At 55.3% G+C, this 23920-nt stretch carries 22 protein-coding genes; 10 read left to right on the forward strand and 12 right to left on the reverse strand.

Annotated features, from left to right (window positions below; translation table 11 throughout):
* Nucleotide 1: 1 nt before the first annotated feature.
* Both RB_RS20490 and RB_RS20500 read left to right on the forward strand, forming a co-directional pair.
* A complete protein-coding gene (locus RB_RS20490; protein WP_164922294.1) occupies nucleotides 2-1909 on the forward strand; it encodes a MutS family DNA mismatch repair protein in 1908 nt (635 codons plus the stop codon).
* A gap of 233 nt (nucleotides 1910-2142) precedes the next feature.
* Nucleotides 2143-3324, forward strand: coding sequence for a Gfo/Idh/MocA family protein (locus RB_RS20500; protein WP_011122559.1), 1182 nt, complete (start codon nucleotides 2143-2145; stop codon nucleotides 3322-3324).
* A 127-nt stretch (nucleotides 3325-3451) separates the two neighbouring features.
* On the opposite strand, the gene RB_RS20505 is transcribed toward RB_RS20500, so the two are convergent.
* From RB_RS20505 to RB_RS20545, 8 genes are all read right to left on the reverse strand, one after another.
* The gene (locus tag RB_RS20505; RefSeq protein WP_011122560.1) at nucleotides 3452-4432 is read right to left on the reverse strand and encodes a type I phosphomannose isomerase catalytic subunit; all 981 of its coding nucleotides are present in this window, start codon (nucleotides 4430-4432) and stop codon (nucleotides 3452-3454) included.
* 70 nt (nucleotides 4433-4502) lie between these two features.
* On the reverse strand, nucleotides 4503-5057 hold the full coding sequence (locus RB_RS20510) for a nucleotidyltransferase (protein ID WP_007329807.1): 555 nt from the start codon (nucleotides 5055-5057) through the stop codon (nucleotides 4503-4505).
* Nucleotides 5054-5290, reverse strand: coding sequence for a hypothetical protein (locus RB_RS20515; protein ID WP_164922295.1), 237 nt, complete (start codon nucleotides 5288-5290; stop codon nucleotides 5054-5056). Before RB_RS20515 ends, RB_RS20510 begins: the two co-directional genes overlap by 4 nt.
* 118 nt (nucleotides 5291-5408) lie before the next feature.
* The gene (locus RB_RS20520; protein WP_164922296.1) at nucleotides 5409-6317 is read right to left on the reverse strand and encodes a hypothetical protein; all 909 of its coding nucleotides are present in this window, start codon (nucleotides 6315-6317) and stop codon (nucleotides 5409-5411) included.
* 442 nt (nucleotides 6318-6759) lie between these two features.
* Complete coding sequence (sufD, locus tag RB_RS20530; RefSeq protein WP_164922298.1) at nucleotides 6760-8070, reverse strand: Fe-S cluster assembly protein SufD; 1311 nt, start codon at nucleotides 8068-8070, stop codon at nucleotides 6760-6762.
* Between the two features lie 243 nt (nucleotides 8071-8313).
* On the reverse strand, nucleotides 8314-9720 hold the full coding sequence (gene sufB / locus RB_RS20535; protein WP_007329803.1) for a Fe-S cluster assembly protein SufB: 1407 nt from the start codon (nucleotides 9718-9720) through the stop codon (nucleotides 8314-8316).
* 58 nt (nucleotides 9721-9778) lie between these two features.
* Nucleotides 9779-10594: a Fe-S cluster assembly ATPase SufC gene (sufC, locus tag RB_RS20540; RefSeq protein ID WP_007329802.1), complete on the reverse strand. Its 816-nt coding sequence runs from the start codon at nucleotides 10592-10594 to the stop codon at nucleotides 9779-9781.
* A gap of 63 nt (nucleotides 10595-10657) precedes the next feature.
* Entirely contained in the window at nucleotides 10658-11503 is an 846-nt protein-coding gene (locus tag RB_RS20545; RefSeq protein WP_007329801.1) for a helix-turn-helix transcriptional regulator, read from the reverse strand.
* A 182-nt stretch (nucleotides 11504-11685) separates the two neighbouring features.
* Here RB_RS20545 and RB_RS20550 point away from each other — a divergent pair, with 182 nt between their 5' ends.
* The 3 genes from RB_RS20550 to RB_RS20560 are packed head-to-tail and all read left to right on the forward strand — an operon-like array spanning nucleotide 11686 to nucleotide 14094.
* Nucleotides 11686-12801 carry a glucose 1-dehydrogenase gene (locus RB_RS20550; protein WP_007329800.1) on the forward strand — a complete coding sequence of 372 codons (1116 nt, stop codon included), beginning with the start codon at nucleotides 11686-11688 and terminating at the stop codon, nucleotides 12799-12801.
* Nucleotides 12785-13864, forward strand: a complete 1080-nt coding sequence (locus RB_RS20555) for a D-2-hydroxyacid dehydrogenase (RefSeq protein WP_011122566.1) — start codon at nucleotides 12785-12787, stop codon at nucleotides 13862-13864. Before RB_RS20550 ends, RB_RS20555 begins: the two co-directional genes overlap by 17 nt.
* Nucleotides 13861-14094: a hypothetical protein gene (locus RB_RS20560; RefSeq protein ID WP_011122567.1), complete on the forward strand. Its 234-nt coding sequence runs from the start codon at nucleotides 13861-13863 to the stop codon at nucleotides 14092-14094. The genes RB_RS20555 and RB_RS20560 overlap by 4 nt, the downstream gene beginning before the upstream one ends.
* A gap of 104 nt (nucleotides 14095-14198) precedes the next feature.
* Here the strand turns inward: RB_RS20560 and pdxH are convergent, their stop codons facing one another.
* Nucleotides 14199-14870: a pyridoxamine 5'-phosphate oxidase gene (gene pdxH / locus RB_RS20565; RefSeq protein WP_011122568.1), complete on the reverse strand. Its 672-nt coding sequence runs from the start codon at nucleotides 14868-14870 to the stop codon at nucleotides 14199-14201.
* 150 nt (nucleotides 14871-15020) lie between these two features.
* On the opposite strand from pdxH, the gene RB_RS20570 reads away from it, so the two are divergent.
* Nucleotides 15021-15746 (forward strand): YqgE/AlgH family protein, encoded by a 726-nt coding sequence (locus RB_RS20570; RefSeq protein ID WP_164922299.1) that lies wholly within the window; start codon nucleotides 15021-15023, stop codon nucleotides 15744-15746.
* 4 nt (nucleotides 15747-15750) lie between these two features.
* The gene (locus RB_RS20575; protein WP_007329795.1) at nucleotides 15751-16134 is read left to right on the forward strand and encodes a cold shock domain-containing protein; all 384 of its coding nucleotides are present in this window, start codon (nucleotides 15751-15753) and stop codon (nucleotides 16132-16134) included.
* On the opposite strand, the gene RB_RS20580 is transcribed toward RB_RS20575, so the two are convergent.
* Together RB_RS20580 and RB_RS20585 are read right to left on the reverse strand one after the other, a co-directional pair.
* The gene (locus RB_RS20580; RefSeq protein ID WP_164922964.1) at nucleotides 16135-18648 is read right to left on the reverse strand and encodes a DUF1592 domain-containing protein; all 2514 of its coding nucleotides are present in this window, start codon (nucleotides 18646-18648) and stop codon (nucleotides 16135-16137) included. It lies immediately after the preceding gene.
* The gene (locus RB_RS20585) at nucleotides 18648-19982 is read right to left on the reverse strand and encodes a DUF1552 domain-containing protein (RefSeq protein ID WP_164922300.1); all 1335 of its coding nucleotides are present in this window, start codon (nucleotides 19980-19982) and stop codon (nucleotides 18648-18650) included. Before RB_RS20585 ends, RB_RS20580 begins: the two co-directional genes overlap by 1 nt.
* A 564-nt stretch (nucleotides 19983-20546) precedes the next feature.
* Between RB_RS20585 and RB_RS20590 the strand changes: the two genes are divergently transcribed.
* The 3 genes from RB_RS20590 (at nucleotide 20547) to RB_RS20600 (ending at nucleotide 22676) form a co-directional block, all read left to right on the forward strand.
* Nucleotides 20547-21143 carry a hypothetical protein gene (locus tag RB_RS20590; protein ID WP_164921255.1) on the forward strand — a complete coding sequence of 199 codons (597 nt, stop codon included), beginning with the start codon at nucleotides 20547-20549 and terminating at the stop codon, nucleotides 21141-21143.
* Nucleotides 21144-21665: 522 nt separating this feature from the next.
* On the forward strand, nucleotides 21666-22088 hold the full coding sequence (locus RB_RS20595) for a hypothetical protein (protein WP_231845835.1): 423 nt from the start codon (nucleotides 21666-21668) through the stop codon (nucleotides 22086-22088).
* 81 nt (nucleotides 22089-22169) lie between these two features.
* The gene (locus RB_RS20600) at nucleotides 22170-22676 is read left to right on the forward strand and encodes a DUF6714 family protein (RefSeq protein ID WP_231845836.1); all 507 of its coding nucleotides are present in this window, start codon (nucleotides 22170-22172) and stop codon (nucleotides 22674-22676) included.
* Between the two features lie 323 nt (nucleotides 22677-22999).
* Here RB_RS20600 and RB_RS20605 read toward each other — a convergent pair whose 3' ends face one another.
* Complete coding sequence (locus RB_RS20605; protein WP_007333019.1) at nucleotides 23000-23920, reverse strand: transglutaminase family protein; 921 nt, start codon at nucleotides 23918-23920, stop codon at nucleotides 23000-23002.

Below are 23920 nucleotides of genomic sequence, written 5' to 3' on the forward strand. Positions count from 1 at the left end.
GATGTCCGACTACGCTTCCCAGATCGAGACCATCGATCACGATTTGAAGGATCTCGAAACTTCCGACTCACGTTTTGCCGTTTGGCGAATGGTGTTTTTCGTCGGGCTGGTTCTGGGCATCGGTTTTTCACTCACCACCCAACACACGATTTGGATCTGCGTGGCCGCAGGATCCTTGATCGCATTTTTGGTGACCGTCGTTCGCAACGAAACCGTTCGCGAACAAATGCAGTTGCTTCGCAACCACTCACGAACCTTGCATCGATTGCAGGCCAGATTGCAACGTGATTGGAAATCGCTCGCTCGCGATAGTGTTGGCATTCGCTCGTCGGAGATCCAACTCACGCCCGAGCAACAAGCATTGGCGGGTGACCTTGATCTGGTTGGTGACGCATCGCTGTTCCAGTTGACTTCCATGGCCGCGACCACGCCCGGCGTTCGAACGTTGGCGAATTGGTTGTGCAGTCCCGTCGATCCGCCGCTCGCGAAAGATCGGCATTCATCGGTTAAATACCTCGCCGATCAACCTGAGAACCGTTTGCGGTTTTATGTGCTTGCCCGCGACATTGGCGGCAGCACCGGTGACCCGGAATCATTCGTCCAGTGGTCCAAAGAACCCAATTGGTTGCCACCCCATCGATGGTTGATTCCATGGGGCAACTTCACCGCCGTGGTGGCAATCCTCATCGTTTTCGGCATGATCTTCGGGACGATTACCGATCAAGAAGATGCGGCACGGATGGGGATGTACGCGTTGATTGGCATTGCGGTGTTGAACCTGGCGATCGGCTCGTTTTTGCTCGGCCCCGTCGCGGCCATCTTTCAAATCGCGATGGCGTCCCGACGCAGCGTCAACGATTACGCCGAGCTCTTCGATGCGGCAAATTGGCTGCCAGAATCACCCACCGATCCCGCCGGACCGACCGCTCATATTCGCCGAACGTTGCTCAGTGACGACGAGGATTCCCATTCGGCTTCTCAGGGAATGCGTGAACTGGCCAAAATTGCTCGCATGGGCGGCCTAAAACAAACCGCATCCACGTTCTTGTTGTATCTGCCACTGCAAGCGTTTTGGTTGTGGGACGTCCGTGTGCTACGCCGACTGGAAGGTTGGAAGTCGCGTTACTCCAGCCAGATTCCCGAATGGTTTGATGCTCTCGGCGAACTCGAAGCTTTGATGTCGATCGCCGCCCTGCAACACGATTCACCGAATTGGTCCTCGCCACAGTGGCTCGAAGAGGAATCCACGATCGCGTTCCAAGGTCTCGGACACCCGTTGCTCAAAGACGAAGCACGGATCACCAACGATGTCACGATTGGTCCGACGGGTACGTTGCTGCTTGTCACCGGCAGCAACATGTCGGGCAAGAGCACCATGTTGCGAAGTGCTGGACTCAACGTCGCCCTGGCCATGGCCGGCGGACCGGTGTGTTGTCGACACATGAGCTTGCCGCCCGTCGAGATGGGAACCAGCATCCGAGTCAGTGATGACCTCAGCCAAGGCGTCTCGTATTACATGGCAGAACTGAATCGTCTGTCCGCCGTCGTTACGCATGCCCGGAAACTGGCCGAGCAACGTGCTGCTGGTTCCACCAATCGAATTCAGTTCTTCTTGCTCGATGAGATCCTGCAAGGAACCAACAGTCGCGAACGTCAGATCGCGGTCGCACGCGTGCTGCGGTTCCTAGTCGACGCAGGTGCGATCGGAGCCATCACGACGCACGACTTGGAACTCGCCGATGATCCGGAACTGATGAAACTCGCCCACACCGTTCACTTCCGCGAAACCATCACGCCCGACGCCAGCGGCGATGAACGAATGACATTCGACTACAAAATGCGCGACGGCGTGTCACCGACAACCAACGCCTTGCGACTGCTCGAAATCGTCGGCTTGGGCGAGAAGTGAATTTGATGGGCGGAGTTTGAGTTAGGCATCTGCAACAGCAACCTCTCCTGAAACGAAGTTTGGGGAGAGCGATATACTAGGTCGAGCGACGCCGTTCAGGCGTACGCGAGGGTGAGGGCCGGCCATGGGAAGCAGCGCACAATACCTCCCATCAAACAGAACGCTTGATTTCGAGTTATGATCGAGCTCCCACCAAGCTCCCACCAAACTCCCCGCCTTCTGAGTGATCGATCATGCAACGACGACACTTTCTCGCCGCGACTGCAGCGGCCAGCCTCGCCACACCCGCTCTCGCCCAAGCGAAATCAGACTCACTCAAAGCGGTCGCGATTGGCCACACCGGTCGCGGCGACTTTGGTCATGGACTCGATAGCATCTGGAAACGATTGCCCGACACCGAACTGGTGGCCATCGCGGATGCCAACCCGGAAGGACTGAAACGAGCCCAACAGCGGCTCAAGGTGGATCGCGGCTATGACGACTACCGCGTAATGCTTGATGAAATTCGACCTGACATCGTGGCGGTGTGCCCGCGACACGTGGATCAGCATCACGAAATGGCAATGGCGGCGATCCAGTCCGGGGCCCGGGGCGTTTACATCGAGAAACCATTTGTTCGAACACCTGCGGAAGCAGACTCACTCATCGCCGCCTGCAAACAACACAACGCGAAAATCGCGATCGCTCATCGGAACCGATACCATCCCACGTTGCCGTTGGTACGTGAGCTGATCAAGGACGGCGAAATCGGACGCCTTCTCGAAATTCGTGGTCGAGGCAAGAGTGATCATCGCGGTGGCGTCGAAGATCTCTGGGTCTTGGGAACCCACGTCCTGAACCTGACGCACTATTTGGCGGGTGACCCGGTCTCTTGCTCAGCATCTTTGGTGCAAGACGGTCGGCTAGTTAAAACATCCGACATCAAAGAAGGTCGCGAAGGTCTGGGTCTGATGGCTGGCAACGCCGTGCATGCTCGCTATCAAATGAAAAATGGCGTCGTCGCGACGTTTGATTCCATCGCCAATGACGGCACCGAGAACGCAGGGTTTGGGCTGCGGCTGATTGGAAGCAAGGGCACAATCGCGATTCATATCGACAAGAGTCCGCTGGCGTATCTGTTGCCTGGCAATCCCTTTCGAACGCCAACCGAACCAACCGCCTGGATCCCCATCACCGCCGCGGGAATCGGCAAATCCGAACCGCGAGAGGATCTGAGACAAATGGTGGAACACCATGGATTCCCAGCTCGCGATTTGGTCGCCGCAATTCGCGAAGATCGCCAGCCACTTTGTGATGCCAGCCAAGGACGAACGACGGTCGAGATGGTTTGCGCCGTTCTCGAATCACACCGTCAAAACGGTGCCGTGGTGCAGTTTCCATTGAAACACCGCGACAACCCGCTTTCGCGTTTCTAAAGAGCTGTTGCAGGACGACCTCCAGGTTCCCTTTGTAGCGGAAGGGCGCGAGCCCTCCGGTATCGAGGCACCGGGAGGCTTGCGCCGCTCCGCTAGAAAAAAATGCTCTTTCGGTACAGTCTTCGAATCAAATGCTGGTCGGTGGTGACATCCACAGCACGGTGGATTCTCCGGCCTGCAAATCCATCTGGTCGCACGCGGCGGGCAGCAACACGCTCTCGCCGGTGGCCAGTTTCGTCGGGCCGTTTTCACCCGACAGAGTCGCCTCGCCCGAGATCACTGTCAGCAAGTGACAACGATCATCACCGGCGATCGTTTGATCGCTGCCATGCACTCGTCGCAGCACAAACTTGTCACACTCGACCAACGTTTCCGTTCCGCTGTGAATCGGTTTGCGAATCGGCTCAACCGGCCCGCGTTCGTAATCCGACACTTCCAGCGACGACTCAATGTGCAGCGGTCGCGATTTGCCCGATGCATCCACGCGGTTCCAATCGAACAATCGAAACGTCGTGTTGCTGGATTGCTGAATCTCCGCGACCACCAATCCGCCACCTAAAGCGTGCACCGTTCCCGCAGGAATGAAAACGCAATCTCCCACTTCGGGATGATACGAGTGCAACGCACGATCGGTCTCACCCGCCAACATCATCTCTCGCAAAGATTCGCGATCAACACCAGCCTTCAGCCCCGAGTAAATCACACTGTCAGGTTCGCTGTGCAGAATCACCCAGGCTTCCGTCTTGCCCAGATCCGGCGGTTGCATCGTCGCACCGTAGGCATCGTCCGGGTGCACTTGGACCGACAACACACGGTTGCAATCCAGGAACTTCAAAAGCAAGGGAAACGTGTTCGCATTGGGGTTGGCTTCCACCCAGTCCTTGCCCATCAACCACTCGCGACGGTTGGCAAACAGTTCCCCTAACGATTGCCCCGCCATTTCGCCGTCGGTGACGACGCTCTGGTCGTCACCATGATCGACAATCTCCCAGCTTTCGGCGTAGTCGTCCGCATCACCGATGGGCTTGTGCAGCATCTCGCCCAATCGGCGTCCGCCCCAAATGGTTTGCTTCAGCAGAGGACGAAAACGCAACGGTGTGGATGTCATAGAAGTGTCCGGTTGTTTCCAGCAAGGTGTGTCGTAAGCAAGAATCTGGTTTTATTCTCAACGCCTTCGTTCATTTCACTGACTCGATCGCCAACGCCCATGCGCTAGTAAACTCTTCGGCAAGTCCGAGCTTTTCCGCCCACTCTTGGAGATATCTTTGATCGAGCTCTTGGTAGTTCACCGCGATCACACCCAGCACATCATTCTTGTCTTGGGGGCGAGACCAGATGAGCTTTTGCAGAATGACGTCTTCTGGTGTCGGAATCCAAACCTCGTCGCCTGCAATGGTGACTTTTTGACGACGTTCAAACCGTACTTGATCAAAAGCTTGGTCGGTCAAACGAAACAGCTCGATTCGGAAGGGGCTGCCCACGATTTGAATTTCATTCTTGATCGAACCACCAATAGTCTCGAAAGAGAGCTGTGGATCGAACTTAAACTCGCTGCCAAGCGAGTTTGATAGTGACTGAATATCGAAATCAGCAGTGCCGATCACAAAGTCGGCATCCGTTGTGGATCGTGGAAATGAATAGTACATGCTCGAGAACGATCCGACGAGCATATAATCTAGTCCAGCCTCATTGAGAGCGGCAATGATTCTCGAAACCGATTGTTGAAGATTCACGGCTCCGACAAGGCCCTGTTTTGCATGCGACGCATCAACTCGATCCGCTCGAACAACAATCGCTTGACCGTCGCTTCATCGGCGTGTGGATCACGCTCGCGAATACCATCTTCCACCACGCGGAACGCTAGTTCTGAATGTTCCAATCCCACCAGCACGCGTTGCTCCGGCGAAGTGCTGGCCGCCTGAGCCACACGGGAACGCAACGGATCGAAAGGGCGGGAAGAACTCATACGCTTCGCTATTGAAAACTGATTTTGACTGCGTGAATTGACGATCGGAAAACCGTTGTTCAATTGTACCTGAATGCTCGCAAAAAGGCCGCCCGGTTTCACGAGGTTCTGAACGATGTCACCGGAGCGGATCAGTCGCCTTTTCGGACCGAAGCTTCGACAAACGATACCACTCGATCCCAATGAAAGTTGGATGTTTGACGACCAACCATTGAACCAAAATCAGATTGCATGCGATCCAGCCCGCGGTTACCGAAAAAGTGATCCAGAAATCAGGTTCCGTCCAGTTCCCAATCCAAGCAATCGCTGCCAACACCGCCCATGCGAGATAAAACGCCGTCCAAGCGATGCGACGGCGAAGAACGCTCCAATGCCGAGCCATCGATATCCAGGTCGGCAATAGAACGACGAACCAACCCATCAAGCCCGCGGTCAAACTGAAAATCAAGACAATGACGAAAACGAAGGATGGTCCCAAGAATTCTTCATTCGGTTCAAAGACCAATTTCTGTTGCAGTCGAGCAACCGTGATGTAGACCGCGACGACGGTTGTCAACAACATCAGATCGACCAACGAAACCTTCGCAGGTGTGATTGGGTCGCCGCTCACGCGATCACGCAGGCGAATTCGAAACAGCTTCCATCCGCCCACCCAAAACATAGTGGCCAACAAAGAGATCGTGGTTGCGAATGAAGTCGCAGATAGCAACGCCAAGTGATCTGGCCAGTCCGCCGCACGTGCCGAGCGACCTTCAACCCACAAACTCAACACATGCGCGGTCGTGAGCAACAATAGAAGCGCGTGTGATACCAGCCATGTTTTCAAAACATCGATCCAGATTCGCCCTGGACACAGAACGCACCGAATCGCTGACCAAGTGATGAACCACATGAACCCGGTCGTCATCACCAAACTGGACACTACCTCGGCGGGAGCTCCATTGCCTAAAAACTGAATCACTGCACCGAAGGCAAGCAGTCCCAAAGCAAACCACTGCAGCCGTGCGATTCGTTGGGTTGGCGTCATGGAGGGCCTCATGGTGAATGACCCTGACCATTGTAAGTCAGAATTCATCCACCTGTTGCTTGCCCGTTTCCACTTTAGCAGGTCGGCGGGAATGATCGGGTAGAACCTCACTAGACGAGGCTCTCTGAGACTCGCAAATGACAGCGTCTCGGAGAGACGCCGCGACGTGATCAACCCCAATGACTCCCGCTCACGTGCTTAAATTCACGCTCTGGGAGAAGTCACGGTGGGGGACCACCGTGCTACAGGCATGCGGCAGAGAGCCCTATCAGCCTGTTGATTTAGTCGCATACCGAATGACAACCATTAGCCGATGGGCGTTAGCCCCGGTTGGCGTCTGACTAACCGCCGCTAACGCGGTACGGCTCATTAAATCAACAGCCCGCTCTGGATTCTCACCGGGCGGCTCGCGCCACTCCGCTAAAACGAACGGAACTCGAGATCACTCGTATTCGCGAACTTGACGTGCGATCGCGGCGGCCAGTGCGTCGCGGACGCTTTCGATCGTGATCCGGTCGAAGATCTGCTGGAAGAATCCACTGACGATCATGCGAGTGGCTTCCTTCTGGGTGAAGCCTCGGCAACGAGCGTAGAAGATTTGCTCTTCGTCGACCTTGGCCGTCGTGCTGCCGTGCGTGCAACGCACGTCATCAGCTTCGATTTCCAATCCAGGAATCGAATCGGCTCGCGAATGATTGGACAAGACCAAGTTGTCGTTGCGTTGATATCCGTCGGTCTTCTGAGCGACCTTGTCGACCTTGATCATCCCACGCCACACGGTACGGCTCTTGTCCTGCTGAGCGGACTTGTACAAGAAGTCGCTGTGGCAGTTCGGCGCCCGGTGATATTGCTGGGTGTGGTAGGCCAAGTGCTGGCGGCCTTCCGTGAACATCACGCCGTTGACTTGGCAGTTGGCTCCGGCACCCACCATGTCGACCGATTGGTTGACCTTCGACAGACCCGAACCCATCGCAGCGATGGTCCATTGCAGTTGCGAGTCGCGGTCGATGTTCGCTTGTTGGTGCGCGAAGTGATACGTCTTGTGGCCCCATTCCTGGACATTGACGTACCGCAGATGCGAACCAGGTTTCTGAATCAGCTCGACCGCACCCATGTGCAAACCGGCCGCTTCTGGATTGGCACTGTTGCACTCGTGAAGAACGGTCGCTTCGGCGCCGTCTTCCAACACGATCAATGTGTGAGCCGTGTCGGTTCCGCCGTCGCTCAGCGTTGAACCAAGGTAGATTGGTTTTTCGATCACGACGCCACGTGGCACGTACAGGAATTGGCCACCGGACCAAAACGCAGCATGCAGTGCAGCGAACTTGTCGTAGTCAGGATCCACGACCGTGTAGAGGAACGGGCGAACCTTGTCCGGTTGTTCGCGGCACAGACGTTCCAAGCTGCCGAAGATCACGCCTTTTGCGGCGAGTTCTTCGTCGAGCGATTCGGAAACCACTTGGCTGTCGTAGGTTTCCAAAACGCCGCCAGGTTCCACTCCATCACGAAGCTGGTGAACGGCTGGGACGTCGCCCGCGGTTGCTTCGACCGGCGGAGCGAACTTATTGATTTGGAAGGTTCGAATGTCCGTGCGGATCCATTCTTCGCTACGACGAGCGGGCCAATCCATTGCGTCGGCGTGCGAAAACGATTCCCGTCGCAGATCGGTCAACCATTGCGGTTCATCTTTCCGCGATGCGAGAAAGGCTTCGAAGCCCGCGGCATCAAACGTGAGGGTCGAGGTGGTGGTCATGGAGAAAAAGTGAAAAGAGTATTTTGCGGTGGCTGAAAATAGGAACGTCGCTCGGTGAAATCGCTCTCGATAGGCAACCGCCAAGCAACAGCTTGTGTGGTGGGCATCAGATCGTCTTAGCGGAGCGGAGCAAGCCGCCAGATGCGTCACCGGAGGGCTAGCGCCCTTCCGCTATCAATGCGTCAATTTCAAGTGTGACCAAGTAAAGCCGCGAGCAACTGGTGTTTGCGTGTCAACGATGAATTAGCCGACACTGCCTTCCATTTGCAGTTGGATCAATCGGTTCATTTCGACGGCGTATTCCATCGGCAACTCTTTGACGAGCGGCTCGATGAAACCGTTGACGATCATCGTGCTGGCTTCTGATTCGGTCAGACCGCGGCTGAGCAGATAGAACATTTGCTCTTCGCCGATTCGCGAAACGCTGGCTTCGTGACCGATCTGAACGTCTTGTTCGGCGATCTCGATGTAGGGGTACGTGTCGCTGCGGCTTTCCGGGTCCAGGATCAACGCGTCACAGACAACGTTGTTCTTGCTGTTGTGAGCCCCCGGTTCGACGCGAACCAAACCGCGGTAGCTGCTGCGACCGCCGTTCTTGCTGATCGATTTGCTGATGATTTGGCCCGTTGTGTTCGGAGCCGCGTGCACAAGCTTCGCACCAGCATCTTGGTGCTGACCAGCGGACGAGAACGCGATCGAAAGGATCTCGCCACGAGCACCGGGTTCCATCATGTGAACAGCGGGGTACTTCATCGTCAGTTTGCTGCCAAGGTTTCCGTCGACCCACTCCATCGTCGCGTCCTGGTACGCATAAGCGCGTTTGGTCACGAGGTTGTAGATGTTGTTGGCCCAGTTTTGGATCGTCGTGTAGCGACAACGAGCGTCCTTTTTGACGATCACTTCCACAACGGCGCTGTGCAGCGATTCGGTCGTGTACATCGGAGCGGTGCAGCCCTCGACGTAGTGAATGCTGGCACCTTCGTCGACGATGATCAACGTTCGTTCGAATTGGCCCATGCTTTCCGCGTTGATACGGAAGTAAGCTTGCAGAGGAAATTCGATCTGCACGCCAGGTGGCACATAGATGAACGAACCGCCGGACCAAACCGCACTGTTGAGTGCGGCGAATTTGTTGTCGGTCGGCGGGATGACTTTGCCGAAGTACTCACGCAACAATTCAGGATGTTCGCGAACCGCGGTGTCGGTATCGGTGAACAACACGCCTTGTTTGGCGAGGTCTTCTTGCAACGATCCGTAAACGACTTCGCTTTCGAACTGTGCCTTCACGCCGGCCAAGAACTTCTTCTCGGCTTCGGGAATGCCCAGCTTGTCAAACGTGTCTTTGATTTCTTGGGGAACATCGTCCCAAGACTTCTCGGACTGGCCGGTCGGTTTGAGATAGTAGTAGATGTCTTGGAAATCCAAATCGAGCGCCCCGCCCCATTTGGGCATCGGTCGCGATTCGAACTCGGCCAAAGATTTCAGCCGGAACTCACGCATCCAATCGGGTTCGTTCTTGATGTCCGAAATTTGATTGACGACTTCCGCGCTCAGGCCCTTCTGGGCTTTGAAGACACCGGTGGTTTCGGTGCGGAAGTTGTACTTATTGATTTCGCCGATTTGGTCGTTTTCAGTGACGTCGGTCGCCATAGGTAAAGCTCAGTGGGCTTGGTGTGGAGTCTGTCTCGGTAGGAATCGTCGCGATCAATCAGACCGCGGTTTCTTCGGCCAACATTTCTTGGTTAGCAGCTTCGGCCTCGGGGTACGCCTTGCGGATTCGGTCGTAACCATGCTCGTGCAATTCCACGGCCAATTCTTTGCCGCCGGTTTCAACCAGACGGCCACCGAGCATCACGTGTGTGAACTCGGGCGGGTTGTGCACCAACAATTTGTCGTGGTGCGTGATGATCAACAGACCCATCTTTTCGCGGCCGATGTCAGCGATCGATTCGCTAGCCAAACGCACCGCGTCGGCATCCAATCCCGAGTCCGTTTCATCGAGAACGGCGAATTTGGGTTGCAGCATGGCGAGTTGAAGGATCTCAGCTCGCTTCATTTCACCGCCGGAGAACCCATCGTTGACATAGCGACGTGCGAACTCAACATCCATACGCAAGTGAGCCATTTTTTCCTTCAGTTCCTTGCGGAATTCCCGCATCGGAATCAACTCTTCGCCTTCTTTACGGTCTGGGTTGCGAACGTTGGTCGTTGCGTGACGAAGGAAGTCAGCCATCTTCACGCCGGGAATCGCCATGGGACGTTGGAACGCCATGAAGATTCCGGTGCGAGCACGTTCATCGGGTGCCATCGCAAGGACGTCTTCGCCGTCCAACGTGATGCTGCCTTCGGTGACCGTGTAGCCGGGGTGACCCATGATCGCCAAACCGAGCGTGCTTTTGCCGCTCCCGTTGGGTCCCATCAAGGCGTGTGTTTCGCCGTGTTTGATCGTCAGGTTGACCCCACGCAGAATCGGTTTGTCGCCGACGGAGACGTGCAGGTTTTCGATTTTCAGGATGTGGTTCATGGCAAGACAAGCCTTCAAGAGATAACAGTTGGTCGTATAGCGAAATCGGTGAGTCTGGTTCTCTCAGCCCGATTCGGAATTGGAGGGTGAATTGGGTTCGTTGTCCGATTTGGTTGAAAACTGGCAACAGGAGTCGCCGTCCATCCGGCAGCTGCTCAGATGAACGTCTTCGCCCAAAGCTTCGGATAACATTTGTTCTTCGAGTCGGCACATCGAACGGTCGCCCGCCGCAGCGGTCAAACTTGGATAAGGACATGCCTCGATGTCCAAAACCGGCAGGACACCGTCTTGTTGAGAAGCCGGCTCGATCAGCGAGGCCGAAATCTCCTTCGTTTGCAGCATTGCCGTCAATCGCTGCATCCGTTCTTGGAACGAATCTTGGTCCGCACCAATTTGCTGGCACGAACACGACGGCTTCTTTTCGTCGTGAACCGCAACGCCATCAGCATCGCCTCGCAATGCCGCGGCAAATTGACGCCCCAGTCGAGACGCGATCGCGGTAATCAATTGTTCGCGAACATCACCGTCAGCCATCGCGACGATCTCCGCCCACATGGCCTCGGCCAATTCGGTCGCATCCGCACCCGCTCGGCGATAACCCGCGGGCGTCAAAACGTAGTGGTAAGTCGGCCGACCACGACCAGCAACGACTTTCTCTCGAGCGATCAACCCAACCTCGAGCAACCGTTCGACACGCTGCCGAACCGCCGTCGCGGTCACGCCCAATTGTTCCGTCAAATCACCGATCGCCTTCGGCTTGCCACTGCGAAGACAAAGCAACAACTCACGATCCACACTCCGAACCGCTGCTGCATTGACCGCCGGTTGCGATCGCGAAGTCACCACCGAAATGGGGCCTTCGGTCGACGTGTCGGTGGTCGAATCAGAAGTGGAAGGAGATGTTGCCATACCTCCAGTATTCCAATCCTTTGATTTTTGACAACCGTTCTTGTGAAAAATACATAGAGAACCCCCTCACGGGAAATTCGCCGTCTCGTTAGGATCTGGGCGGTTTGAGGGCGATTCTGTCTTCCGAACCGATTGGCGGGGTCGAAAGCGGCCTCCAATATTTCTTCGACACCCCCAGATGAGTGGATTTTTTGATGAAAGCCGTCGCGGTCAAGCCGGGAACTCCCAACAGTGTTCACATGCAAGAGATCGCTCGTCCCTCGGTTGACCAAGTCGCCGACGGCCTGGGTGTGCTGGTCAAAGTCTTGAAGGTGGGCGTCGACGCGACGGACCGCGAAATCAATGACGCCCTCTACGGCAACGCTCCCGACGGTGACGATTATTTGGTCATCGGCCACGAATGCTTCGGCGTCGTCGAAGCGGTTGGTGAGAACGTCAAACGAGTCAAACCCGGCGACTATGTGACCGCCACCGTCCGCCGTCCTGGTAATTCGATCTATGACCTGATCGGCACCAACGACATGACCAGCGAAGAAACCTACTACGAACGCGGCATCAACCTGCGTCATGGTTTCTTGACCGAGTACTTCGTCGACGAAGAAGAATACATCGTTCGTGTGCCACAAGGCTTGCAACACCTGCACGTGTTGCAAGAACCAATGAGCTGTGCAGCCAAAGCGGTGCACCAAGCCTACGAAGCTCAACGCCGAATGAAGGTTTGGAACCCCAAGGTCGCTTACGTCTTGGGCGCCGGACAAATCGGTTTGCTGACCACGTTGGTGCTGAAGCTTCGCGGACTCGAGGTCTTTACGCTCGCCCGCGGTGAAGCTCCCAACCTGAAGGCTGAAATCGTCGAAGGAATGGAATCGACCTATGTCAGCACCTCACAAACATCCATGACGGAATTGGTCGCCAAGACCGGTCGTCCCGATTTGATTGTCGACGCAACCGGATTCAGCCCGCTGGCCTTCGAAGCGATGGAACACATCGGGCACAATGGCGTTGTGGTTTGGACCGGCATCACCGGTGGCGAACGCAAAACCGAAGTTCCTTCGGACAAGATCAACTTGGAATGGGTGCTCGGCAACAAGCTCTTGCTCGGCAGCGTCAACGCCAACCGCGGCCACTTTGAAATGGGCATTCGTGACCTCGCACTTGGTGACATGATGTTCCCAGGTGTGTTGGAGAAAATCCTGACCAACCCGGTTGATGGCCTCGACAACTACAAAGAGATGATGCGTTTGTTGGTCGAAGACAAAGATGCCCTGAAGGTGTTCGTCAATGTCGCAACCGCGTGAACGATTGCCGCTCAGTGAGATCGACTCGGTTCGCCGAGTCGTCTTGTGCTACCCCGCCCTGCCGCGACACATCGAACAACTCGAAACGACGCTCGCGGAATTGAAGGCGGACCCGAACTGCCAACTCAACCACGACGTCGAGGTTGTGGATGCGGGTCAGGAACGCATCGACGAATTGCTTCCCACGGCAGACATCTTCATCGGCCATGCCAAGGTTCCCGTCGACTGGGATCGCGTGTTGGCGGCCGGACGCTTGGGTTGGATTCAATCCAGTGCCGCCGGCCTGGATCACTGCCTTGTTCCTGGCGTGATTGCCAATCCAAACATCATGGTCAGCAGTGCCTCGGGACTGTTTGCACCTCAAGTCGCCGAGCAAACATTCGCATTGTTGTTCGGCATTTTGCGACGCATTGGGCTGTTTGAACGAGCCCGGCCCAAACGCGAATTCATTCGCCTTCCCACCGACGATCTTCGCGGAAAGACCATTGGCATTGTTGGTCTGGGTGGCAACGGGCGAGCCATCGCGGCGAAGCTTGCACCATGGGATGTTCGTCTCATCGCGACGGATTACTACCCCGAAGATTGCCCGACCGAAGTGGAAACGCTTTGGCCAGCCGAGCGCGTCAACGATCTGTTCGCCGCCAGCGACATTGTGATTCTGACGTTGCCGCTGAACGCTTCGACTCGCAAATGGATCGGAGCGGAACAGATTGCCGCGATGAAACCGGGCGGCTACCTGATCAACGTGGCTCGCGGCCAAGTGCTCGACGAAGAAGCCCTGATCGATGCTTTGCAAAGCGGTCATTTGGCAGGGGCCGGCGTCGATGTGACCTACACCGAACCATTGCCCGAAGACAGCCCGTTGTGGGACGATCCCAACGTGTTGATCACGCCACACGTCGGCGCTCAATCCGCTCGCCGAGTCGATGACTCAAACGATTTGGCTTGCGTCAATCTTCGACGTTACTTCCATGGTGAAACGATCATCAACCGAGTCGACAAGACACTCGGATTTCCTCACCCGAACGATTCGCACGCAGCCTGGGTTCAATCAAGATCATGAGCAGTTGGCGAGAGACTCTTCCTGGCGATGCGATCCTGTTTCAAGGCGGCCACGCGGAGGGTCCCTTGCTGATGCCACCAACGCACCAGGACTTGTTTGTGGAAGAATTCAACCGCACCTATCGATCCATCAATTTGTCGATCACGGTTCGACCACCCGATCCGAACGATGAATCAACCGATGCGAAGTCGACTCTGCAAATCCAGCAGGCTCAATCGAGCCAACAGTGATCAGACGGAAGCAGCCATTCGACTTCCCAATAATCGGATTCACAGTAGCCTGATTCCCTGTAGCCGACTTCCCTGTAGCCGGATTCGCCAGAATTCGGTCGTCGTCAGGGCGACAGACGCTGCATCACCCAATCGTTTGAGTCGGCGTCGTCGCGTTTGTAAACCAAACGATCATGCAACCGACTCGGCCGTCCTTGCCAAAACTCAAAGCTCATTGGAGTCACCGCATAGCCGCCCCAATTCTCAGGCAATGGGATCTGGGTGCCTTCGGGATAGCGAGCTTTCAATTGCGCCAACGATGACTCCATCGCTTCACGAGAGTCGATGACCGAGGACTGCTGACTGACGTGAGCACCCAATTGGCTGTCGCGGGGACGGGAATGAAAATACGTTTCCGACATCTCACGCGAGACCTTGTCCACCGTCCCTTGGATGCGGACCTGGCGTTGGCAGTGTGGCCAGAACAAACACAGCGAAACTCGCGGGTTGGCTCGCATTTGCGATCCTTTGGTCGAATCGTAGTTCGTATAGAAGAGGAACTTTTTCTCTTCGACTCCCTTCAAAAGAACGATGCGGCTGGTGATATCGCCGCTGACATCGCTCGTTGAAAGCGTCATCGCATTGGGTTCGAACCAGTTTGGAACATCCTCCAACGCTTCTTCAAACCAAGACTGAAACTGAACCAAAGGGTCGGATTTCGCGTCGTTTTCATGCAGCCCTCCCAAAGAGTAGTTCTTTCGCATTTGGTCCATGGCGGGTGGGATGAAATCGCTCATAGCAGTTTGAGACCGGAAATCAGGGGCTTTAAGAGAACTCGGGAGGTCGCAAGATCGCTTTTGGCGCGCCGCTTGCCTATCTACTCAGCAGTCTTCACGGGTGACTGTCTTTTTGGCAACCACCCTCTTCTCCGTCCAATTGGAATTCACATGCAAAACGTTCAAGCGGGTAATTTGCTGGTCAGCTCGACGTTGGTCGATGGCACGGTGCTGAACCAAGCGGTTTGCCTGATGGTCCACGAAGACACCGAACACGCCATTGGATTGATGCTCAACCGCCCCATGCAAGCCATGGCGGGTGCGATCACCATCCAGGGGACTCCGCAAGAAACGCCGAAAATCCCTCGTTGGAACGCGGAAGATTTGGACGAGACATCCGAAGGCGATAGCACCATTGATCCATCATCCGATTCGATCGAACACCCTGTTTCGGGTGTTCCCTCGGTCGTGATTTCGGGCGACCAGAAAGACCAACTGGCACAGCAACTCCTTTCAGGAAAGCTCGCAAATGGTTCCTCGTTGCACTTTGGTGGACCGTTGTCGGGGCCGATTGTGGCCGTTCATTCGAACCGCGAATTGGCGGAAGCCGAAACCGGCGAAGGCATCTTTGTCGCCGCTCAACGCGAAAATTTGGAAGCGTTGATGAAATCCAGCGACCTTCCCTACCGGTTGATCATCGGCCATTTGGGTTGGACCGCCGAACAGCTCGAAAATGAGATCGAAGAGGGAATTTGGCACCGAATTCCTGCCACATCAGATCTTTTAAATTCAGATGACGCGATGATGTGGCCCCGCATGATCCGTCGTGCGACGGCAAATTCAGTCGCTCGTTGGCTGGATACGACTGACGTTCCTGGATCGGCCGAGTTAAACTGACCGTATGAACCGACCTCGAACAGACCATTCCGACGATACGGAAAAGCCGTTTCGCATTCAGAAACGCCGCTTGGGCCGCATCAAAGTCATCAAGCCCGAAGGCGAATACGGCTTCATCGACTCGGACGATTTCCGCGAAGACGTCTTCTTCCACTTCAAAGCGTGGGAAGCCTACAACGGCGAGACATTCGACATTGATTCCTATGTCGAATTCGAATTGGACGATGACCAATTCGATGAAAAGAAGCGTCTGCGTGCGAAGGTGTTTCGTCCCACCGACCGTCCTGATGGCAAGAAACTGTCGGCCCGTGACGCGACCTTTGATCTGGTGTACCACCACCCAAAAGCCCGACGTCGACGTCCAACTTGGCGCGACAATCAGTCCTGATCAGCGACGAAAAAGTTCGCTGGTCACGATGGACTCAATCAACTGAGCGGTCGGGTAGTCCTCCCCCTTGAGCGGCATCAGGATCGCATCCACCGCTGCACGGTCAGTTGGTTCCATTCGTCGTCCGAGTGCATGCGTTAGCAACCGCTCGGTAACCGTCCGAGCGATGAAATCCTTCCGCTTGACCAGTTGCTGCTTCAATCCCTCGGGTCCATCAAACTTGGCACCACCGGGAAGTTCGCCGGACGTAAAAATCGGTCGTCCTGATTTGATGTTGTAAACCTTCCGTGACTGACCAATCGCGTCGAAGCCTTCCATCGCGAAACCGAGCGGATCGATCTTTCGGTGGCACTGAAAGCAAGTCGCATCCTCACGATGCTTCAACAGCTGATCGCGGATCGTTTTCGCACCACGCGTGTCAGGCTCGATCGCGGGCACATCATCCGGCGGCGGTGGCGTGGGTGTCCCGAGCACATTTTCCAGCAACCAAACCCCGCGAGTCACGGGCGATGTTTCAATGCCGTTGGCAGACACTGTCAGAATACTGGCCTGGCCCAACAACCCACCGCGGCCAAGCTTTCTTTGGACGGGCGACTGTGCGAAATCAAAGCGTCGGAACCCCGAGGCATCCTCTGGCGGGAAGTGATCGTCGACGCCGTACAGCTTGGCCAAGTCGCGATTGAGGAAGGAATGCGAAGCGGTCAGCAACTCGTTCAGCGAAGCATCTCGATCGATCAAGTCTCGAAAGAACATTCGAGTCTCGGTTTTCATGTCGACTTGCAAATCACCCGAGTAGAAAGCGGCAAACTCCCTTGGGTCCGGCGGCATCGAACCAAGCGAACGAAGATCCAACCAGTTGTCGAGAAAGTCGGCAACAAACTCATCGGACGTCTCTGAGGCGAGCAGTCGCCGAGTTTGTTGCCGCAGAGTCTCGGGATCGTTGAGCTTTCCCTCATCAGCCAATTGACGCAGTGTTTCATCGGGCATGCTCGATGTCAGGAAGTACGACAAACGTTCCGCCAACGCATGATCCGAAAGCTGTCCGTCTTCCGTCGTTGATGTTTGGAAATACAAGAACGAAGGGCTGCAAAGAATCGCTTTGGCGGTGTCGCCGTAGGCCTGATCCGACGAGCGTCCAAATGCTTTTCGTGAATCGAAAAACGCAACCAAGCCTTCAACCTCGGTTTCAGTAACCGGACGCCGGTAGGCTCTCGATGCGAATCGTTCGATCCGATCCCGCACCTCTGATTCGGCCCAGTGTTCTTCGCCGGTTATGTCGCCGCCGTACAGAGCCTGCTGACTCTTGGTAGGCCATTCCACATCGAGCGGCCCGCGAACCTTCACTTCATCAATTCGCAAGTGTGGAAGTGTCCCTTCGCTGATAATGGCAATGCGTTGTTCAAAGATGCCACGCGTGTCGCGAATTTCTTGAGGAAGCAAATTAAAATGCATTCGGTAGATACGGGCGAACGATCCGCGAACATCATGCATTCCGTTTTCAAACGTGAATCGCGGAACGAACCCTCGATCCAGCGGCACCTCGAATCGAATCCACTTGAACTCGTCGTCCGAAACCACGGACTCCGCCAATAAAGGCTGGATGGGTTGCCGGTGAGGCATGTCGCCGATACTGGAGTCACCAGGTCGAATTCCCAATCGGAACGGTTCTTCTAAGTCGATTTTGACCGCTCGTTCGCTGTATTTCGTGTCCCGGTGCATCGCCTTCGCATGCACCCAAACCTCATAAACGCCATCGACCGGAACGCCTCCAACAAACGCTTCGATGTGGCCGTATCCACCCTCCGTTTTGTCGTTGAATGGATGATCGTAGAGACACAAATATCGATTCAGAAACGCACGAGCGTGGGCCGTCCTCAGTTCTGCTTGCTGCGGGAACTTGCGATGAAACCTCCATTCCTGAGTCCTGGGTCGCTCGCTCGGACCGATGGCTTTGGCGATACACTGTTCGGCCGCATCGAGGTAACGCTCCAACAAGTGCTCGGACATCACCAACGTGTCACCCACATTGTCGAAGTGCTCCGACAAATTGTCCGCCGGAAACTCGTGTGTCGGATCAAACATGGTCATGTCGATCTCGAGCAGATCAGAAACCGTTTCTCGATATTCACGACGGGAAAGTCGTCGCAGCACGGTGCGACCGTTGGTGCTGTTTGATTCCTGACGCATTCGAGTCAATTGCTGAGTCAACACGTCGATCGCGGCCAAGCGTACTTGCTCGGACGGTTGATCACCATCTTCAGGCGGCATCGATCGAAGCGTCAACTGATCGATCGCTTCCTGCAATGCCAATTGCGTGTCCCAGTGCGAGTCGTCCAAATCAAGAGACTCGAAATCTCGCTCACCCGCCGGATCGTCGGCTGTATGACAATCAATGCAATAGTTCTCGAGAAACCCAACCGGATCGATTGGCTGAGCTTCCTTCGCCAGCGCGCCACCACACGGTTGCAACAAAACGCAGACGACCAATAGCCGAAACACATGCGACGACAGCATCACGTCCAACCTCGCAGCGTTCCGGTGCTGGTCGCGAATGCATCGGTCTCGATCCCGAAGTCTTGTAGCATCGAGACGTACAGGTTCGTCAAAGGCGGACGGTCTTTGGCTCTCTCATCAAACGCCAACAATCGCCCGTGCTTGCCACCACCGCCGGCGACGACCAGTGGCAAATTGGAATTGGTGTGAGAATTGGCGTTGCCCATCCCACTTCCAAACAACACCGAAGTCTGATCGAGCAGTGGTCCATACTCATCGTGGGTGCTCGCAAGTTTGTTGATGAATCGTGTGAACTGTTCGACTTGGTAACGCTCGATCGCGACCAGTTTGTCGATGTTCTCTTGGCGTTGGCCATGATGCGACAAGGCGTGGTAGCCGCCTTTGATACCCAAGTCATTTGGATTGAAGTCGCCGCCAATTTCAAGCGTCGCAATTCGTGTTGAGTCAGTCTGCAACGCCAACACGATCAGGTCATACAGCAGCGGCAAGTCTTCGACGAGATTGCGATTCTTCGGGGAATCAAACGGAGCTTCGGGTTTGGGAACATCGATCCAGTTTCGACGCAAAGCCAACCGTTCTTCCACATCACGTACTGAAGTCAGGTACTCGTCCAACTTGTGGCGGTCCTGTTGGTTCAATCGCTTCTTGAGGTCGTTCGCGTTCCAATGCACCAAATCCAAGATCGAGTTCTGCAGTCCAATGCGTTCCGCGGCGGCTTGCTTCTTTTTCGGATCGGTACCAACAAATAGTTTTTCAAACAACTGTTGTGGGCCGGGGATCGGTGGCACTCGTGTTCCACTTCGCGTCCAGGAAAGCTGACACCCGCCGTGGATCCCAGACTCACTTCCAATCGTCAATGTCGGAAACCTGGTTTGCCCAGAAATCGATTGGGCCGCGAACTGATCGAAAGTGATGTTGGCCATTGGCATCGTGTGCGCGTCGACTTGACGAACACCCGACAAGAACGCATGAATCGCAAAGTGCCCGCCTTTGAATCCGTGGTCCAATCCCGAGATCACGGTCAGTTGATCTTCAATCTCAGCGAGAGATTGGCTGGATTCGCCGAACTGCATCTGATGATGCTCGACCAACCCTTGGCTCAATGGCGTGCTGGACGAGGAAGCATTCTCGGCGGGCTGCTTGGGCCAAAACGCGTCGGGATAGAAACCCAGCATGTTGCCGATGCAGACCATCCGTCGTTTCGCTTTGATCCCCGCCGGTTCGCGTTTGGTTTCTCCGGCAGACGTTTCCTTGGCAGACAACGATGCAAACGCCGGCAAGCCCACCGAAACACCCGCGGCACGCAAAACATTTCGTCGAGAAAAGGAACCCATCGCTCTTTCCAAGGGAGACAAACAGCAAAACCAATCGACCAGTCTACCAGCGATGACGCCACGATATGACGAAACGTGTGGCTCGTCCCAATGCCAGCCACCTCCGCCTCCGCCACGCCAACCGGGAAGCCAGCCTATCCCAGTGAGTTGGCCCCATGCAAATAAATGCTGCTCGTTTTCTCCAAGCGGATTTGCTTGCATCGCCATGGCGACTCGGACAAAAGGCGCCCGTTTGGTGCCACCCACCAAACTTTCCCCACGGTTTGTCACCGCCCCGCAGTTGCTCCGGGTTGCTAGGTGAATGGCCTCGTACTGTCTTTCTTCAGAGTTACATTTGGTATACTGACTCCTCGAAAGAAACCGGAACTAAGTACAGGGGATTGGCTTCCCGAAGGAAGGGCACCCCACAAGATCACGCCCATATTGGGCGTACTGCACGCGGAGTCGGGATGGCGTGCGTTTCCACGTGGTGGATCAATACTCCCGACCCGGTTAACCCAAACATTCTGTGCATTTCACGCATCAACAAAATGCTCTGCGGCAAACGCTCAAGCCGCTCGATTCTTGAGATCCAACGTAAACGACTCGCTTTGCAACACGCTGACTGAATTCGGACTCACCCTCGCGGAATACGTGATGCTCAATCTCGTGCACTACGAGCCACGACGCGTAGACAACGCCCCGGGTTATGCACGAGGATTGGTCGACGCTACCGTCATTCCGGTCCCAACCGCCGCATCATGCAAGGCTGCGATACGAACGCTGTGCGATCGGAAGTTGACGCGAATCATTAACGATGAATCTCAACTCGAAATTCAACGTTTCGTCAAAGATCTGGATTGCATTGGCCCCACGGATGGTATTCCCTACATCGGGCAATTCGACTACACGATCGCTGGGGCGAAGCTTTGGCGTGACGTGCTAAACTTTAACCATTCCGACTTCGGGACCGACTACTACTGGAACAACTACGTTTGCTTTATCCGGCGACGAGCCGCAATAAATGTCTATACGTTCGACACAGATAGGGCTGACGACAGTGCTGCATCATGCGAACTCACACCAGTAAGTCCATGGGCGCCAATTGGGCGATGGCGATCACAATGGTGGCGGGAAATTCCACATGGATTCCGCCGGCAATTCCTGCCCGACATCGACTGACGAAGTACAGAATCAGTCAGGATTTGACTTCGCGTGGATTCGGCGATTGAGTCAATTTTTCTTTCAGCTTTCTTCGTTCGTCGCGGTTTAAAACGCGTCATCTAGCTGAAGTTCAAGCCCTCCGTTCAAGATGACCGTTGGTGAATGGAGAGAATCTTTACGGTTGGTACCTGCAAACTCAGGTAGAAAGTGCAAAGCGACACGAGCAAGATCGCCCACCGGAGAGTCAGCTTGCCTGGCCGCTCTTCCGGCATGCCAAAAATCGTATCTGGTAGACTATTTCTAGCGAACCAGACGTCCTGATTCGCTTGCCCATCCAACCCAGTGCGGGAACAAAGTTCAACGCAAGATCTATGCCTTCACCTCTTGTGCCTCCATCGATCGCAATTCGTTCGCCGGCACGATCGATCTTTCGCTATCCACACACTTTCGATCTGGAACTAAAACATGGGTGACAAATCAGAAATCAAACCGCTTCGAAAGGGAAATTGGCTTTCCGCGTTCTCGCTTTCGATCGTCCATTTGCTTTCCTTTGGCACGCTCTACCTCGTGGTCGTCCAGATACATTGGTCCTTCCAAGATTTCTACGGGCTTGTCGGCACGAAACTCACTCCAGAGTTTGAGCGCATCGCGGTGGTCTCTGATTTCATTGCCGCCTACACGCCGATTGTATTGATCGTGGTTGCAGTGGACATTCTCATTGTCTTTCGTCTTGCTCGCCGAGGTAGCCAATGGACGTCGGTCTATTCGCACGCCGTCTTGCTTTGCCTGGGCTTTACTGGATTTCTCTGGACCGCGAGGAGCGTTGAACCAATGGCTTTGAGCGCGCCGGGCATCGGTAATCTTCCCGTTGCCAACAATGTTCAGGCGGCGGGTGTCGTCGAGCCAACCATTAGCCTGCTACGAAGCGACGCACCGTCGGGTGAATCGGAGAACGCGAGCTAAACGAATTGGCCGCTTAAATCATTATCACGCGTTCTCGGTTAGGCATACCGTTCGCCGACATTTGTGGCTGGAGTCTCCATCTTGGCACTAACGCTCAAGCAGTGGCTGATCGACTACATCGCATACGCGTTTCGCTACGTGTCACTGGGTGATGGCATCAATATCTATACCGCTGCTTCCGCTGACTGGTACGGGAACCCTGAAGACGATGCACTTTCCGAACGGGCGGAACGGATTGATTGGCGGCGCGTCCCGTCGGTTCACCTCCACACACGCCATCACGCACTCAGCTATCTCGATCCGTTGGGCTTTCGTTTCTACACTCCAACTATCATCACGACTATGATTCGCGGCGAGGATGAAAGGGGTAATCTATCTGAGTCCTTCATGTTCCACCTCGAGCGAATGGCGGACAGCGGCAAGTATCGCGATACCCATGTCTGTGACTTGTTCAACCGATCGCAGCGATCTGCGATTCGTCGCTACCTCAAATACCAGATTCACAATTGCCGTCGCGGAATTGATTACGACGAGCTCCGTAGTACGCTGAATGCATTTGACAAATGCGTTGCTGCCGCGCGAACCTAGCGGCCAATCGAAGGGGACGGAGGTCGTTTGACCATCCTTGTGCGCCGGAGCGATTCGGTAGCATTCTTGCTACTGGATCGTCGGTTGCCATCGTTCGGCTCGACATAGCCCGAAGGGCGACACAGCAATCCCATCCAAGTCCCCACGACGGCCCCATCCGGGGCGAAAATTCGATCGAAACGGCCTCGGTTCGCCCAATGGACGGATCTCTGTGGACGCCGGTAGGCGCGAGCCACGAATGATTGAGAGAGAGATTGAATGGGTGCCACTTCGAGGCTGCTCAGACAAAGAGGCGTTGAAGCGTTGGGACTTTCAAGGATGCGTCAGGCAGGTGGCCCCACTTCGGTTGGCAGTTCGACCGGTGCGACGTCCACCTTCACGGCCAACGTCGTCTGGCCACCGCCCAGCACGATGCCTCGCATAGGACTGATGTCGTCGTAGTCGCGACCAACGCAAACCGGGATGTGATCGAGGCCAATCTGGCATGCATTGGTTGGGTCAAAGTCGATCCATCCCAGTGCTTCGCCCGCGTAGACGCTGATCCAGGCATGGGATTCATCGTTGCCGATCAAACGAGGTTTTCCCGGCGGAGGCAACGTTCGCAGATAGCCACTGACGTACCGGGCGGGCAACCCAAGACTTCGCAAACAGGCGATTTGAACGTGCGAGAAATCCTGACACACACCCGCCTTTAGCTCAAACGCAGACTGGGTCGTTGTGGTGACATCCGTGGCGGTGGAATCGTACTGAAAGTCATTGTGGATGTGTTTGGTCAGTTGCAACACCGCGTCCAAGATCGATGAGGCATCGTTCACAATCGGCCTGGCATATTCGGCGAAGTGAGCGGCCAAGGGAATGCGAGGGGAGGCGAACACGTATTCCTTGGCAAAGAGATCGGCTTCGGTCTGGCCGGTTCGAATTGCATGGACGACTTCCGCCACCGTCGGAATGCTCGGCGAATCAAAGGGATTCACCGCACTGACCTGCACCTGACTGGTGACTTTGACCATCAAAGATTCATGATGCGATTCGATCGCAAACGAATCAACGACGTTGCCAAAGTAGTCCGGGTGCGTATCCACTTTGGCCGGTGCCGGTTCGATGGTGACGTTGCATTGATTGCATACCACCGACGGAGGCCGTGTCTGCGGACGCATGCGAAGCTGATTCAGACAAACCGCGACGGGCTCGCTGTAGGTGTACTTCGTCTCATGAACGATGTCGTAAGTGACCGACCGAGGCAT

Origin of the sequence: Rhodopirellula baltica SH 1, assembly GCF_000196115.1 — a bacterium.
Classification (GTDB): domain Bacteria; phylum Planctomycetota; class Planctomycetia; order Pirellulales; family Pirellulaceae; genus Rhodopirellula; species Rhodopirellula baltica.